Origin of the sequence: Bradyrhizobium sp. UNPA324 (genome assembly GCF_006658635.1) — a bacterium.
GTDB classification, from domain to species: Bacteria; Pseudomonadota; Alphaproteobacteria; order Rhizobiales; family Xanthobacteraceae; genus Bradyrhizobium; species Bradyrhizobium nanningense.
Genome location: NZ_LFJD01000004.1, coordinates 224,557 through 238,233, shown reverse-complemented (window position 1 = coordinate 238,233; position 13,677 = coordinate 224,557). Strand labels below are relative to the sequence as shown.

Here is a 13,677-nt window from a genome sequence, read left to right as displayed (position 1 = left end):
TTTGCGTATACGCAGAATACGTTTGAATGCGGCGGGCCGACGAGTGCTCAAGCCGCCATACACGCAGAGTAAAGATCCAGGGGGAAGGAAGACATGACCGGAGACACCGCAGCCACCATCGCGAAGGCTCGCGAGCATTCCATCGGCGATCTCCTGCGCCGCTCGGCGGCCCGCGAGCCGAACAAGCTCGCGCTGAGCTGCGGCGACGCGACCTGGAGCTTTGCCGAGATGGACGCGATCTGCAACCGGCTCGGCCGCGGTTTGCTTGGTCTCGGAGCCAGGAAGGGCGATCGTATCGCCGTGCTCTCGCGCAACTCGCACGCCTTCGCCGCGCTGCGCTTTGCGGTGGCGCGGATCGGCGCCGTACTGGTGCCGATCAACTTCATGCTCAATCCGGACGAGATCAATTTCATCCTGAAGAGCTCCGGGGCAAAATTGCTCGCGGCCGGTCCCGATTTCGTCGAGCCCGCGCGCGCAGCCAGCGCCAAGGATTGCGCCGTCGAGAAGATGATCTGGCTGCCGGGCGAGGATCCCGCATCAGTGCCGGCGGGCCTCACCACCTTCGACGATCTGCTCGATGCCGACGGCTCGTTCCTGGACACGTCGGTCGACAGCCGCGATCTCGCCCAGATCGTCTACACCTCAGGCACGGAATCCCTGCCCAAGGGCGCGATGCTGACCCATGAAGCCGTGATGTGGCAGTATGTCAGCTGCATCATCGATGGCGGCATGAGCGTGGACGACAAGTTCCTGCATGCGCTGCCGCTCTATCACTGCGCCCAGCTCGATGTGTTCCTGGGACCGCAAGTCTATCTCGGCGCTTCCGGCGTCATCACGGGCAAGCCGACGGCCGACAGCATTCTGGCGCTGATCCAGGCGCACAAGATTACGTCCTTCTTCGCGCCGCCGACGATCTGGATCGCGATGCTGCGCTCGCCGAACTTCGACAAGACCGATCTGTCGACCTTGCAGAAGGGCTATTACGGCGCCTCGATCATGCCGGTGGAGGTGCTGCTCGAGCTTCAGCGCCGCCTGCCCGCCGTCAAGTTCTGGAACTTCTACGGCCAGACCGAGATCGCGCCGCTCGCGACCGTGCTGCGGCCGGAGGACCAGCTGCGCAAGGCGGGCTCGGCCGGCAAGCCCGTGCTGAATGTCGAGACGCGCGTGGTCAATACAGCGATGGAGGACGTCAGGGTCGGCGAAGTCGGCGAGATCGTGCACCGCTCGCCGCATCTGCTGTCCGGCTATTACAACGATCCCGTGAAGACCGCGGCATCGTTTGCCGGAGGCTGGTTTCACTCCGGCGATCTCGCCACCGTCGACGAGGAGGGCCACATCACCGTGGTCGACCGCGTCAAGGACATGATCAAGACCGGCGGCGAGAACGTCGCGAGCCGCGAGGTCGAGGAGATGGTCTATCGGATTCCCGCCGTGTCGGAGGTCGCCGTGGTCGGTCTGCCAGATCCGCGCTGGATCGAGGCGGTCACCGCCATCGTCGTGGTCAAGAGCGGCGAAAAGCTCGACGAGGACGCCGTCATCAAGCACTGCGCCGGCCAGATGGCGCATTTCAAGGTGCCCAAGCGCGTCATCTTCGTCGATGCCTTGCCGAAGAATCCGAGCGGCAAGCTGCTCAAGCGCGAGCTGCGCCAGCGCTTCGTCGGCGGCGAGACCCTCGACAAGGCGGTACAGAAGAGCTTTGGCACCTGAGAGGGAGCGCTTCCCATGAAAGCCTGGCAGGTCGCGCGCGACTGGTCGATCGAGGGAATGGAGCTGGCCGATCTGCCCGAGCCTGCGCCCGGACCCGGCCAGATTGCGGTGCGGATGAAGACGGCATCGCTCAATTATCGCGATCTGCTCACCGTGCAAGGCAAGGGCGGCGTCACCAGGTTGCCGCTGATCCCGTTCTCGGACGGCGCGGGCGAGGTGGTCGCCGTCGGCGAGAGCGTCACGCGCGTTGCGGTCGGTGATCGCGTCTGTCCGATGTTCTTCCAGTCCTGGATCGATGGACAAGTTTCGACCGCCAGCCGCCGTCACGCGCTCGGCGGCACGCGGCCCGGCGTGCTGCAGGAGGTGATCGTGCTCGACGCCGAGGGCGTCAGCCGCGTGCCCTCGCACCTGTCGTTCCGAGAGGCTGCGACGCTGCCCTGCGCTGGACTCACCGCCTGGCGCGCGCTGTTCGAAGAAGCGAATGTGAAGCCCGGCGATACCGTGCTGGTGCAGGGCACCGGCGGCGTCTCGATCTTCGCGCTGCAATTCGCAAAGCTCGCCGGTGCAAGCGTGATCGTGACGTCTTCGAGCGATGAGAAGCTCGAACGTGCCAGGGCGCTCGGCGCCGACCACACCATCAACTATCGTTCGGTGCCGGAGTGGGGCAAGGCGGCCGCAGAGTGGACCGGCGGAGGCGTCGATCACGTCGTCGAGGTCGGTGGCAAGGACACCTTTGCGCAATCGCTCGAGGCCGCGCGTGTCGGCGGTACCATCCTGGTGATCGGCGTGCTCACGGGCTTCTCGCAGCAGATCGCGATTCCGAGCCTGTTCGCCAAGAACCTGCACGTCATCGGCCTCTCCGTCGGCAGCCGCCGCATGTTCGAAGGCATGACGGCCGCGATCGAACGCAACGGCATGAAGCCGGTGATCGATCGCGTATTCAGTTTCGATGCCGTGCCGGACGCGCTACGCCTGATGCAGCAGGGCGGTCACTTCGGCAAGATCGTGGTGGAGTTTCCCTGAAGGGCGCTCGAAGAGATTGGAGCACACCAATCATCTCGTATCCAAAATGCGAGCAACGAGAGGATCCAGAGTTTTCCCGCAGACGCAATCTGGATCGCTGCTCGCTCCGGTTCTTGCAATGGCGATCAATACTTCTTCACCGCCGCCCCGAACGCGAACCACAGCGCCATCGATGCGAGGCCGAAGCCGCCGAGCAGCAGGAAGGTCGGTCCGTAGCCGATCCATTGCGCGATCCAGCCGCCGAGCGCGGGACTGAGGCTGGCGCCGACGCCCTGCACGGTGATCACGGCGCCCTGGCCGAGATTGATGCGGCCGGTGCCGTTGAGCGCGCGCGCGATCATGCCGGGAACGGCGACCGTCTGCAGGCCGGTGCCGATGCCGTCGAGCACCTGCATCGGTATGACGCCCCACCATCCCGTGACGAAGAAGGCCAGCACGCCGCGGATGGGCAGAAACACGAAGGAGACCAGGATCACCGGCCAGTAATTGCGCTTGCTCGCGGCCTTCATCGCGATCAGCGAGGTCACGATCATGACGCCCTGTGCGATCACCACGGTGGTGGCGACGAAGCTCGGGCCGTTGGCCTGCGCTTCGGCCACGGCTGCAAGCCCGTAGAGCGGCACGATGGCGGCATTGCCGAGATGGAAAAGAGCGAGCGCGAGTGCCAGCACGAGCAGCGGCTTGTGCTTGAGCAGCATCGTCATCGCATCCGGCGGAGCCTTCGAGTCGTCCTCCTTGCTGCCGCGCGAGGCACGGTCGTCGATCGCCTTGGCGGGGATCATCAGCACGCAGGCGATCGCGATGGCGCCGAACACGGCCGCCAGCACGAACACGGCGACATAGCCGAACTTGTAGCCGAGATAGCCCGACAATGCGGCGCCGACCATGTTGCCGGCGTGATTGAACGCCTGGTTGCGTCCGTTGACCGCATTGAAACCCTTCTGCTTGGCGATGCCGAGCGTGATGCCCGTCACCGCCGGCACGATGGCGGCGCTCGCCAGCGATTGCGCCACCTGGGAGAACGTCACCGCCCAGAAATTTTGCGAGATCAGGATGATCGCGGACGCAAGAACGACGCAGATGCCGGGAATGACGACCCATAGCCGCTTGTTGCGGCTGGAATCGATGAAGCCGCCGATCGGGGTCGTGATCAGCATGCCCGCGACATTGCCGATCGTCAGCGCGGTGCCGATCAGCCCGGTCGCCCAGCCGCGCTCCTGAAGGAAGACGCCGACGAACGGACCGATGCCCGACTGCATGTCGGCCATGAAGAAGTTGAGCGCGAACAGGGGCCACAGGTGGGACCAGGAGGGAGGCCGCGATGTCATCGATACCTAAACATGCTCTTCGTGTGCCGTGATCCTCGTGGCCAATCGTTCTGGCGTCGACCTGAACGTAACGGGCGCTCGTCGTGTTGGTTCCAGTCACTCCCCGACGTTCATCGAGCTTGCTGAAAGCGCGTTCGCGATGTCATCCTGCGATCTTCCCACGGAGCTCGAGCCATGCCTCTCTGGACCTGTGAAACCTGCGGCGCGCAATTCCCGAACGGCGGAAATCCGCCCGCCTCCTGCGTGATCTGTGAGGACGAGCGGCAGTTCGTGAACTGGAAAGGGCAGACCTTTCTCACGCGCGAGGAGCTCGCGCGGGGGCACCGACTAGTGGGGCGTGACGATCTCGGCCTCACCGGCATCGGCCTGGAGCCGAGCTTCGCCATCGGACAGCGGGCGCTGCTGGTGCCACAAGGCGACGGCTGCGTGATGTGGGATTGCATTCCGCTCGCAACCGACGACGCTATCCAGCATGTCGCAGCACTCGGTGGACTGAAGGCCATCGCGATCTCGCATCCGCACTATTACGGCGCGGTCGCCGACTGGAGCGACGCCTTCGGCGGCGTGCCGGTCTATCTGCATGCCGACGATCGCGCTTTCGTCACGCGGCCGCATCCCTCGATCGTGCACTGGACCGGGGAAAGCCACCGCATCTCCGACGATGTGCTGCTGCTGCGCACCGGCGGTCATTTCGCCGGTGGCACCGTGCTGCACTCCGCGCGCAGTGCGGACGGCAGGGGCGCGCTGCTCACCGGCGACATCGCACAGGTCACGATGGACCGCCGCTTCGTCAGCTTCATGTACTCCTATCCCAATTACATGCCGCTCAATGCAGCCGCGGTGCGGCGGATCGCGGCAGCCGTCGAGCCGCTCGCCTTCGATCGCATCTATGGCGCGTGGTGGGGGCGCAATATCGCCAGCGGCGCCAAGGCCGCCTTCGCGGCGTCAGTTGCGCGCTATCTGGCGGCCATCGCCTGAGCCAGATATATCTTGCTGGTCTCTAATAACTGTACTATAAGTACATTATAAGCTGCAATGACGCGGATGCGAGTCCGGCATGATCAATGCATCGTGGAAGCCGCGGCGCTCTGCGGCGTGAGCGGGAGTTGGACGCATGACGGGCCTGCAGGATTACGAGATTTTCGACGCCGGCGACGTCACGCTGCAATCCGGGGCCGTCTTCCCCTCGCTGAAGCTTGCCTACAAGACCTATGGCACGCTGAGCCCGGCCAGGGACAACGTCATCCTCTATCCGACCTCGTTCAGCGCGCAGCACATCGACACCGAATGGCTGATCGGCCCCGACGGCGTGCTCGATCCGACGCGCTACTTCATCATCATCCCGAACCTTTTGGGCAACGGCCTGTCGTCCTCGCCGTCGAATTCCGCGGCGCCGTTCCCCGCGGTGACCTATCACGATGCGATCGCAGTCCAGCACCGCCTCCTCACCGAGCGCTTCGGCATCGCCAGGCTTGCCCTCGTCTACGGCTGGTCGATGGGCGGCATGCAGGCCTATCACTGGGCAGCGCTGCATCCCGACATGGTTGAACGGGCAGCCGTGGTCTGCGGCGTCTCGCGCTGCGCGCCCTACAATTACGTCTTCCTGGAGAGCGTGAAGGCCGCGCTTACCGCCGATCCCGCCTTCCGCGACGGCCGCTTCGTGGAAAAACCCGTCGCGGGCTATCGCGCCATGGGCCGCGTCTATGCCGGCTGGGCGATGTCGCATGGCTTCTATCGCGACGAGCTCTGGCGCGAGGCCGGCTTCACCTCGCTGGAGGATTATCTGGTCCGCACCTGGGACGCGACTTTCGCACGGCGCGATGCCAACGATCTTCTGGCGCAGATCGGCATCTGGCAGAACGGCGACATCAGCCGCTGCAAGCAATTTGGTGGCGATCTCGATCGCGCGCTGGCGGTGATCAAGGCGCATATGCTGCTGATGCCGGGTGCGACCGACCGCTATTTCGATGTGCGCGACAACGAGGACGAGCTCGGCCGGCTGGTGAACGCGAAATCGGCGGTGCTGCATCCGATCCCGTCACTGCACGGCCATCGCGCCGGCAATCCAGCTGGCAATCCGCGCGACCAGGCCTTCATCAAGGCCGAGGTCGCGGCGCTTCTCGGCAAATAGGGCAGGGCATTTCGATCATGACCGACGCGACCGTTTCAGAGTCCGATCACCGCCTAAAGCCGCTGACGCCGGCGATGCTGCGCAAATTGTCGGTCCGCTCCGATCTCAGGGGTGCCGTGCAGAGCCTCGGCCATTATGGCGCGATCGTGCTGGTCGGCGCGCTGATCTCTAAGGTTTCCACGACATGGGGCGTGCTCTGGGCGCTGCCGCTGATGGCAGTGCAGGGCTATGTCGTCGCCTTCCTGTTCATGGCGGTGCACGAGACCGCGCACAAGACCGCGTTCCGGAGCCGCGGCCTCAATCTCGCCGTGGGCCATCTCTCGGCCTTCATCATCGGATTGCCTTACGAATATTACTGCCTGTTTCACTGGGACCATCACCGCTACACCCAGGATCCGGACAAGGATCCCGAGCTGATCGTCGGGGTGAAGCCGGCATCCGACACAGAGCTCGCGATCGCCTATAGCGGCCTGCTCCAGGTCGCCGGCCGTCTCCGGCTGATGCTCGGCCATGCCGGCACCGGCAACGTCACCGTGCCCTGGATCCCCGAGAGCAAGCGCGCCGTCATCGTGAGAGAGGCGCGTGCCTATGCCGCGCTCTATGTCCTGCTGCTCGCGCTCTCGCTGTGGTTCTTGTCGGCGCTGCTGCTTTGGGTCTGGGTCGTTCCGCTTGTGATCGGGCAGCTCTTCCTGCGACCCTATCTCTATGCCGAGCACACCGGCTGCGAGCGCACCCGCAGCGCTTTCCAGAACACCCGCACCACCTACACCGCTGCAATCGTCAAATGGTTCGCGTGGAATATGCCCTACCATGTCGAGCACCACGCTTATCCCTCGATCCCGTTTCACGCGCTGCCGAAGCTGAACGCGATCGTCGACGGCGAGATCGTCCACCGCGGCCGCGGCTACATCCGAACGACGCGCGAGACCTGGGCTTGGTTTCGCCGGCAGCAGCAGGCCGGCTAGTCGCGCGCAAAACTCCGGCCGCGGTGCGACCGGAGTTTTATCGTGAAAGCGAGTATCAGTAGATCCCGTAGGCGCAGACGTTCACGACGCGGACGCGCAGGCCGTGGCGGGTCTGGACCACGCGCTCCTGATAGCAATTGCTGACACCGGTGTTGACGTAGACACCGCCAAAGCCCCAGCCCGGACCCCAGCCATGGCCCCAATGATGGAAGCCGTGAGCCGAGGCAGCGGTCGGCGCGAGAGCGGCAGCGCCGAGCGAACCGGCGGCGATCAGACCCAGAGCAAGCTTACGAAACATCTTCATTCTCCAGTTTGGCGCTAAGGCCGTTGTTGTGTCCCTGCATCTCGGTCGGGCCGAGACGGGATTGCGTTCACGCGCGACGTGGAGAATCGTGTTTCAGGATTGTTTCGTGGCCCGCGCGGAATGTGCCGCCGTCATGCTTTCCGCGCCGCGCGATAGCGCGCGGCCATTGCCTGCGCCATCTCCATCATCTTGTCGCGGAGATCGGCGGGTTCCAGCACTTCGGCCTCCGGGCCGAGCCGCAACAATTCCGCCGCGGCGTGCCAGGATGTCTTGCCGACAGGCACGCGCGCAACGCGCCAGCCGTCGGCATCCGTAGTCTCTTCGAGCTGCGTGCGCGCCTTGACGTAAGGCTGGCTCAGCGCGTCGAGCAGCTTGACGCCGAACGGCGACAGCCGCACCACCGCGACATTCGGATGCATCTCGGCCTCGAGGCGAAGTGTCGCGGCCTGCCAATAGGCCACGAGATCGAAATCGGCGGGGCGCTCGAAGCGGTCGTCGAGCGCCGTGCAGTCGAGCACACGCGCGACGCGATAGGTGCGCACGCTGGCATCGACCTGGCCCGCGAGGTACCAGTTCCCGCCCTTCAGCACGAGACCGAGCGGGGCGAGGCGGCGCTGCTTCTCCGACCGCCAGCTCTGGTAGCGGATCTTGATCAGCGTCCCGCGCAGCAGCGCGTCGGCAATCGTGCGCAGATGCGTCGGCTCTTCCGCCTCACCGAACCAGCCGGGCGCGTCCAGATGAAACCGCTCCTGCATCCGCCCGGCGTCCTCGCGCAGGTTCGCGGGCAGCGCCGCCATCAGCTTGGTCTGCGCGGCGATCATCGCCGCATCCAGCCCGAGCGCCGCGGCGGGGCCCGGGAGCCCAGCGAGGAACAGTGCGCCAGCCTCGCTCTGCGACAGGCCGTTCAGCCGCACGCGGTAGCCGTCGAGCAGGCGATAGCCGCCCTCCGCGCCACGGTCGGCATAGACGGGTACGCCGGACGCGGCGAGCGCGTCGATATCGCGATAGATCGTGCGCACCGAGACCTCGCAGGCCTCCGCAAGCTCGGGCGCGGTGACCTGCCCCTTGGCCTGGAGGGTGGTGAGGATCGACAGCATCCGGCTCGCGCGCATGATTTCCTTAAACCATACCTGACACAGGATGTCAGGTATGGTCGCGTAGAGATGGGCACCTCGCCAGATGGGCGCCTTAGGAGACCTGCCATGACCGACTCGAACCGCATCACGCTGTATTACTCGCCGCAAAGCCGTGCCACCGGCACGCGGGTGCTGCTGGAGGAGCTCGGCGCGCCCTACGATCTCCATGTCCTCAACATGAAGGCCGGCGAACAGCGGAAGCCGGCCTATCTTGCCATCAATCCGCTCGGCAAGGTCCCGGCGATCCGCCACGGCGAGGCGCTCGTGACCGAGCAGGTCGCGACCACCATCTATCTCGCCGATCTCTTCCCGCAGGCGGGCCTGACGCCCGCGCTGAACGATCCGCTGCGCGGCCCATACTTGCGCTGGATCGCCTATTACGGCGCCTCGTTCGAGCCGGCGCTGATCGACAAGTTCATGCAGCGCGAGCCGGCGCCCATCACGCAGTCGCCCTATGCCGACTACGACACCATGTTGGGCGCGCTCGAAGCGCAGCTGTCGAAGGGGCCGTATCTGCTCGGCGAGCGCATGACGGCTGCCGACGTGTTGTGGGGCGTGGCGTTCAATTGGACCATGATGTTCGGCATCGTGCCGAAGAAGGACGTCTTCGTCCGCTATGCCGAGCGCATGACCTCGCGCCCGGCGTTCCAGCGCATCACTGCGGCGGACGAGGAGATGGCCGCGCAGCATGCCAAGGCGGCTGGAGCGTAAGGGCGTTCGCGTTGATGACGAAAGGCGCGCCCCCAATCTCCGCCGTCGTCCCGGGCAAGCGTCAGCGCAAACCCGGGACCCACAGCCCCAGGGAGGTGTTTTGCGAAGACTCGGAGTTATCAGCTTCCCGCTATAACCACTCCCTGTGGTTATGGGTCCCGGATCTGCGCGCGCTTGGGCGCGCTTGTCCGGGACGACACTGACTGTATGGCGCGGTCTCGCCAGCTTCCCTCAAAACCTCGGAGGCCGCTTCTCCGCGAAAGCCTTGATGCCTTCCTTGATCTCGTCGCCGCGCATGCTGTCGCGGTGGCGCTGGTCGGCGGCGCGATCATCGAGCTCGCCGCGGGCGAATTCGTTGATCGCGCGCTTCATGCCGCGCATTGCCTGCGGCGCGTTGCCGGCGAGAACCGTGGCGAGCTGATCGACCTCCTCGTCCAAAAACTCCACCGGCACCATGGCGGTGAGATAGCCGATGCGCAGCATCTCCGGCGCGCTGATCTTTTGCGCGGTCAGGAACAGTCTTTTGGCGTTGTCGACGCCAAGCCGGGTGACGTAGCGTTTGATGCCGCTCCTGTAATAATGCAGCCCGAGCCGCGCCGCCGGCATGAACATCTCGGCAGTGTCGACGCCAATCCGGAAATCGCAGGCGAGCGCGAGGTCGGTCGAACCGCCATAGACGCCGCCGTTGAGCCGGCAGATCGTCGGCACGCCGAGATCCTCCAACCGGTTGACGACGAGTTCGAAGGCAGAGCCTGCGCTCTGCTGCTCGTTTGCGCTGACGGCGCGCTCGGCGACCGAGTTGAGGTCATAGCCGGCGGAGAAGGCGCGTCCGGTGCCGGTCAGCACCAGCACGCGGAGGGCAGGATCGGCCTCGACCAGGTCGAACAGCCTGACGAGCTCGTCGAGGTCTTCCGCCTGGAGCCGGTTGAGATGCTTCGGCCGGTTGAGGCGGATGGTGGCGCGCGCGCCGTCGCGTTCGAGCAGGGGGCTAGTCGCTGCGTCGGTGATATCCGACATTCTTGTCTCCATCTTACTTGTTTTCGAGCGCGCGGCGTTTCGCCTCGGCGTCGATGGTCTCGGCGAGATCCGGGTGCCGCGCCATCAGTACGCGGAAGTCGACGAGGTCGAGCACCAGAAGCCGCGACACTTTCGTGGTCGAAACGTTGGCGCCGCGCTTGTTGTTGCCGAGCAGCGCCATCTCGCCGAAGAAGGCGCCTTCGCCCAGCTGAATCTTCTTGCCTGGCAGCTCGACCTCGACCTCGCCGGCGGCGATGAAATACATGCAATCGCCCGGCGCCCCCTTGCGGATGATCATGGTGCGCGCCGGCAGCTCCATGGTCCGCAGCATGTGGGTGACGTCGGCAATCGCGGCGGGGCCGAGCGCCGCGAAGAATGGCACCCTGCTGACAGCCTCCCAGGTCCTGAGGAGATTGTCGCGCCGCGTCTCGGCGGCAAATCCGGTCGCCAGGATACCGGTCCAGAGGCCGAACACGCCGAGGCCGGAGATCATCACCGTGGCCGCCACCAGGCGCCCGAGCGGCGTGACCGGCACGGCGTCGCCGTAGCCCGTCGTCGTGAGTGTGACGACGGCCCACCACAGTGCTGCGGGGACGCTGCCAAAAGTCTGCGGCTGCACGTCCCGCTCCAGGAAATATTCGGCCACGGAAGCGAGGAAGACCACCATCAGGAAGATCACGAGCACGCTGACCAGAGGTCCCGATTCCAGCACCAGCACGCGGCGAAGCTGCCGCAGGCCCGGAATGCCCGGCACCACCTTGAGCACCCAGAGCACGCTGAGCAGCCAGGCCGTCCGGGGCTCGACGCCGAGAACCAGCGCGACCGGCACCGCCAGAGCTCCGATCGCGTCAACCAGCCCTGCAGAGGAGGACATGTACAGGGAAAGCCGCCCCTGCTGCGTCATATGGCGCAGCCGGACCAGCCATTCGAATACGAAATAGGCGAGGCAGGTCCAGAGCAGCGCGCTGATCCAGCCGTGCGCCTCATGGGCCCGCTTATCCGACAGCAACACCATGCTGAGCACGCCGATGACGACCGCGACATAGGCCGCCTTGGTCATGTTGCGGCCGGCCGTGACGGCCGCGAACTGGGCCAGAGCGGAAATCAACGGCTTGGACATGGGGGAAGGCGGCTCGGTCTTTGGGACAAGTCTTCGGGCCCCGGCTGGGGACGTCGGCGCCAAAGTGCCCGCCTGGGCGGGGGTCGTCAACGACAGGGGCAGGCTGTGTGATCGGCGCTGCGGCGCCGGGCCCGCCGTGCCGCCGTCGCTGGCGGGGGTGTCTACCTGAAATGTGGCGGTTCGTCGTAACCGCGGCGGCTGCTGAAGAACAGCAGCACCATCAGCCCGACGCCGACGACGATGGAAAACCCCGCGCCCAGCGCCAGCGCCACGTAGCCTTCCGTCGGAATCGGCTCACCGTCGACCGCCATTGCGGAATAGGCGAAGTAACCGGCCCCCGCCAGCATTCCCAGAAGGATGATGATGAGGAGTGCACGCACGCCGCGGTCTCCGGTTGTAACAAGAATCCAACGGTTGCAGATCGCGGTGGTTCCGGACGGACGATATCGGCCGGCCGGAGCCACAACCCGAGTCTCATGCCCCCGGACGCAGCGCAGCACGCAGTGTTGCGCTGCAGAGCCGGGGCCCATCTTGCAGAGCAGGCTGCGGCTCCTGGGTCCCGGCTCTGCGCCGCAACGCCTTCGGCATTGCAGCTTGTCCGGGACAACAGATTGATGGGCGCGCAACCCCTCAGGCGCTCTGGGCGGTCTTCACCACCACGACATTGCTGTCGTCGTGCGGAGCAGGGCCAGCGCCCTGCACTGTCTTCTCGGTCTCGCTGGCATGACGTTTCAGATAGTCGCGGCGCATGCCGATCTCGTCGCGGACGAACTCGTAGCCGAGCTTGAAGGTGTCGAGCCCGTCGGTACTGATCGTGCCATCTCTGAGACCGATGACGGCGCCGCGCAAAATGCTCTCCAGCTCGTCCTGGAGGCATTCGAGCTGATCCAGCGAGTGGGCGTGCTCGATCCGCTCGCCGATGTCGAGGATGGCGGTGGAGAGCTTGCTGGCCTTCTCGGGCGCGATGCGGGTGATCTTGGCGTAGATCGCAGCGAAGATCGAGCCGATGACACTGAGCGCCGCGGCGCCCAGATACATCAAGTCACTGTACTTATCCATGAACGACTTGGTGTCGTCGTTGATGTAGTCGGCCGCCCCCTGGTGCGCCATCACGAAGGCGTCCTTCTCGACAGAGGCCGGCTCGATCCTGGTGGCAAAGCCGTTGTCGAGCCCGAGCGCGGATTTGTTCTCGTAGACGGTGCGGGCGAGCTCGCCTGCCGTGGTCGGGGACATCCTGGATTGCGCGACCAGCAGCCATTCCAGCCCGATCGTGTCGAGATCGTCGTCGGGAATTTGCGGGGAGGTCGACAGCGTGCCTGCCGTCAGCGTTTCGCTTGAAATGCCGGGAAGCCTGCGCGCCAGCGCCTTGGCCTCGTCGATCGCGTTGAGCGTGAAGCCGCCGCGCTTGGCGGCCTGCTCATAGGCCTTGTCCCTGACAGCCCTGGAGGCATGGACGATGGCGATGACCGCGCCAAAGCCGTTCGACGGTGCGAACAGCTTGTCGAGCGTTGCGCCCTGCGGCGCCATCTGGATCTTCGCGGCATCCGGACCGTCGGGGATGTCGAGGATGCTGCGGACAAAGGCGAGGGAGGATTCGCTCTGGGCGAGAACGGCGACCTTCTTCTTCTTCAGTTCGGCGATCGATTTGATCTTCTTGTTGCCGGGACCGAGCAGAAGCACGAGATCGTGCTCGAGGATCGCGAGCGTGCGCGCCCGCAACGGGACCTTGGCGTCGGTGCGCAGGACAGCGAGGTCGGCCTGCTTGCGGTCGAACTGTGCGAGCGCCTTGGCGTTGTCCGCATTGTTGACGATCTTGATCCGGAAGCGCGAGGCGTTGGACTTAAGCACGGCGGCGAGCTTGGCCGCGAACAGTGCCTCGTCGCTGTTGGGACCGCCGACGGCAAAGGTCAGCGTTTCCGAATTGTGCAGCAGGGCGCGGCCGCCCCAGACGGTGGCGAGCGACAACAGCAGGGTCAGCACGACATAGAGGAAGACCTGCTGTTGATTGGTCTTGATGACCTTGGGGCGCCGGGACGGCGGTTCAGTGAATGACGAAGTGGGGCCTTCAGTACTCATGGCAGCACTCTGGCCTTATTGTTTCGGTGGCGGGCGGCTCGCGAATGCGATCGCAGCGAGCGCCCTTTAATTCGTAAACGCCTGAAAAAAGAACGAAATTCTCTGTCTGCAATGATAGCGTGAAGGGAGCGGATTGCAAATTTCGAGCCGATGGTAACC

At 65.1% G+C, this 13,677-nt stretch carries 13 protein-coding genes; 6 read left to right on the top strand and 7 right to left on the bottom strand.

Annotation, left to right across the window (positions count from 1 at the left end; translation table 11 throughout):
* Window positions 1–93: 93 nt before the first annotated feature.
* Both UNPA324_RS01155 and UNPA324_RS01150 read left to right on the top strand, forming a co-directional pair.
* A complete protein-coding gene (locus UNPA324_RS01155; RefSeq protein ID WP_141933037.1) occupies window positions 94–1,707 on the top strand; it encodes an acyl-CoA synthetase in 1,614 nt (537 codons plus the stop codon).
* 15 nt (window positions 1,708–1,722) lie between these two features.
* The gene (locus UNPA324_RS01150) at window positions 1,723–2,730 is read left to right on the top strand and encodes a zinc-dependent alcohol dehydrogenase family protein (protein WP_141933035.1); all 1,008 of its coding nucleotides are present in this window, start codon (window positions 1,723–1,725) and stop codon (window positions 2,728–2,730) included.
* 125 nt (window positions 2,731–2,855) lie between these two features.
* Here UNPA324_RS01150 and UNPA324_RS01145 read toward each other — a convergent pair whose 3' ends face one another.
* Window positions 2,856–4,058 (bottom strand): MFS transporter, encoded by a 1,203-nt coding sequence (locus tag UNPA324_RS01145; RefSeq protein ID WP_128922253.1) that lies wholly within the window; start codon window positions 4,056–4,058, stop codon window positions 2,856–2,858.
* Between the two features lie 174 nt (window positions 4,059–4,232).
* Here UNPA324_RS01145 and UNPA324_RS01140 point away from each other — a divergent pair, with 174 nt between their 5' ends.
* The 3 genes from UNPA324_RS01140 (at window position 4,233) to UNPA324_RS01130 (ending at window position 7,154) form a co-directional block, all read left to right on the top strand.
* Window positions 4,233–5,036: an MBL fold metallo-hydrolase gene (locus UNPA324_RS01140; protein WP_141933033.1), complete on the top strand. Its 804-nt coding sequence runs from the start codon at window positions 4,233–4,235 to the stop codon at window positions 5,034–5,036.
* Window positions 5,037–5,172: 136 nt separating this feature from the next.
* Window positions 5,173–6,189 carry an alpha/beta fold hydrolase gene (locus UNPA324_RS01135; RefSeq protein ID WP_141933030.1) on the top strand — a complete coding sequence of 339 codons (1,017 nt, stop codon included), beginning with the start codon at window positions 5,173–5,175 and terminating at the stop codon, window positions 6,187–6,189.
* Window positions 6,190–6,206: 17 nt separating this feature from the next.
* Window positions 6,207–7,154 carry a fatty acid desaturase gene (locus UNPA324_RS01130; protein WP_141933027.1) on the top strand — a complete coding sequence of 316 codons (948 nt, stop codon included), beginning with the start codon at window positions 6,207–6,209 and terminating at the stop codon, window positions 7,152–7,154.
* Window positions 7,155–7,209: 55 nt separating this feature from the next.
* On the opposite strand, the gene UNPA324_RS01125 is transcribed toward UNPA324_RS01130, so the two are convergent.
* Together UNPA324_RS01125 and UNPA324_RS01120 are read right to left on the bottom strand one after the other, a co-directional pair.
* The gene (locus tag UNPA324_RS01125) at window positions 7,210–7,452 is read right to left on the bottom strand and encodes a hypothetical protein (RefSeq protein WP_100180952.1); all 243 of its coding nucleotides are present in this window, start codon (window positions 7,450–7,452) and stop codon (window positions 7,210–7,212) included.
* A 137-nt stretch (window positions 7,453–7,589) separates the two neighbouring features.
* Window positions 7,590–8,570, bottom strand: a complete 981-nt coding sequence (locus UNPA324_RS01120) for a helix-turn-helix transcriptional regulator (protein WP_141933025.1) — start codon at window positions 8,568–8,570, stop codon at window positions 7,590–7,592.
* Between the two features lie 90 nt (window positions 8,571–8,660).
* Here UNPA324_RS01120 and UNPA324_RS01115 point away from each other — a divergent pair, with 90 nt between their 5' ends.
* Window positions 8,661–9,305, top strand: coding sequence for a glutathione S-transferase family protein (locus UNPA324_RS01115; protein ID WP_141933023.1), 645 nt, complete (start codon window positions 8,661–8,663; stop codon window positions 9,303–9,305).
* A 231-nt stretch (window positions 9,306–9,536) separates the two neighbouring features.
* Here the strand turns inward: UNPA324_RS01115 and UNPA324_RS01110 are convergent, their stop codons facing one another.
* The 4 genes from UNPA324_RS01110 to UNPA324_RS01095 all read right to left on the bottom strand — a co-directional run bounded on the left by UNPA324_RS01110 (window position 9,537) and on the right by UNPA324_RS01095 (window position 13,518).
* Window positions 9,537–10,322, bottom strand: a complete 786-nt coding sequence (locus UNPA324_RS01110; protein ID WP_141933021.1) for an enoyl-CoA hydratase/isomerase family protein — start codon at window positions 10,320–10,322, stop codon at window positions 9,537–9,539.
* Window positions 10,323–10,335: 13 nt separating this feature from the next.
* Window positions 10,336–11,442: a cyclic nucleotide-gated ion channel gene (locus UNPA324_RS01105; protein WP_128922246.1), complete on the bottom strand. Its 1,107-nt coding sequence runs from the start codon at window positions 11,440–11,442 to the stop codon at window positions 10,336–10,338.
* 161 nt (window positions 11,443–11,603) lie between these two features.
* Window positions 11,604–11,822: a hypothetical protein gene (locus UNPA324_RS01100; protein ID WP_128922245.1), complete on the bottom strand. Its 219-nt coding sequence runs from the start codon at window positions 11,820–11,822 to the stop codon at window positions 11,604–11,606.
* 250 nt (window positions 11,823–12,072) lie between these two features.
* The gene (locus tag UNPA324_RS01095) at window positions 12,073–13,518 is read right to left on the bottom strand and encodes a TAXI family TRAP transporter solute-binding subunit (RefSeq protein ID WP_128922244.1); all 1,446 of its coding nucleotides are present in this window, start codon (window positions 13,516–13,518) and stop codon (window positions 12,073–12,075) included.
* Window positions 13,519–13,677 lie beyond the last annotated feature (159 nt).

Coding starts and splice junctions, on each gene's coding strand:
- UNPA324_RS01155 (WP_141933037.1), top strand. CDS start 94: ATGACCGGAGACACCGCAGCCACCATCGCGAAGGCTCGCGAGCATTCC.
- UNPA324_RS01140 (WP_141933033.1), top strand. CDS start 4,233: ATGCCTCTCTGGACCTGTGAAACCTGCGGCGCGCAATTCCCGAACGGC.
- UNPA324_RS01110 (WP_141933021.1), bottom strand. CDS start 10,322: ATGTCGGATATCACCGACGCAGCGACTAGCCCCCTGCTCGAACGCGAC.
- UNPA324_RS01145 (WP_128922253.1), bottom strand. CDS start 4,058: ATGACATCGCGGCCTCCCTCCTGGTCCCACCTGTGGCCCCTGTTCGCG.
- UNPA324_RS01125 (WP_100180952.1), bottom strand. CDS start 7,452: ATGTTTCGTAAGCTTGCTCTGGGTCTGATCGCCGCCGGTTCGCTCGGC.
- UNPA324_RS01130 (WP_141933027.1), top strand. CDS start 6,207: ATGACCGACGCGACCGTTTCAGAGTCCGATCACCGCCTAAAGCCGCTG.
- UNPA324_RS01115 (WP_141933023.1), top strand. CDS start 8,661: ATGACCGACTCGAACCGCATCACGCTGTATTACTCGCCGCAAAGCCGT.
- UNPA324_RS01135 (WP_141933030.1), top strand. CDS start 5,173: ATGACGGGCCTGCAGGATTACGAGATTTTCGACGCCGGCGACGTCACG.
- UNPA324_RS01105 (WP_128922246.1), bottom strand. CDS start 11,442: ATGTCCAAGCCGTTGATTTCCGCTCTGGCCCAGTTCGCGGCCGTCACG.
- UNPA324_RS01120 (WP_141933025.1), bottom strand. CDS start 8,570: ATGCGCGCGAGCCGGATGCTGTCGATCCTCACCACCCTCCAGGCCAAG.
- UNPA324_RS01095 (WP_128922244.1), bottom strand. CDS start 13,518: ATGAGTACTGAAGGCCCCACTTCGTCATTCACTGAACCGCCGTCCCGG.
- UNPA324_RS01150 (WP_141933035.1), top strand. CDS start 1,723: ATGAAAGCCTGGCAGGTCGCGCGCGACTGGTCGATCGAGGGAATGGAG.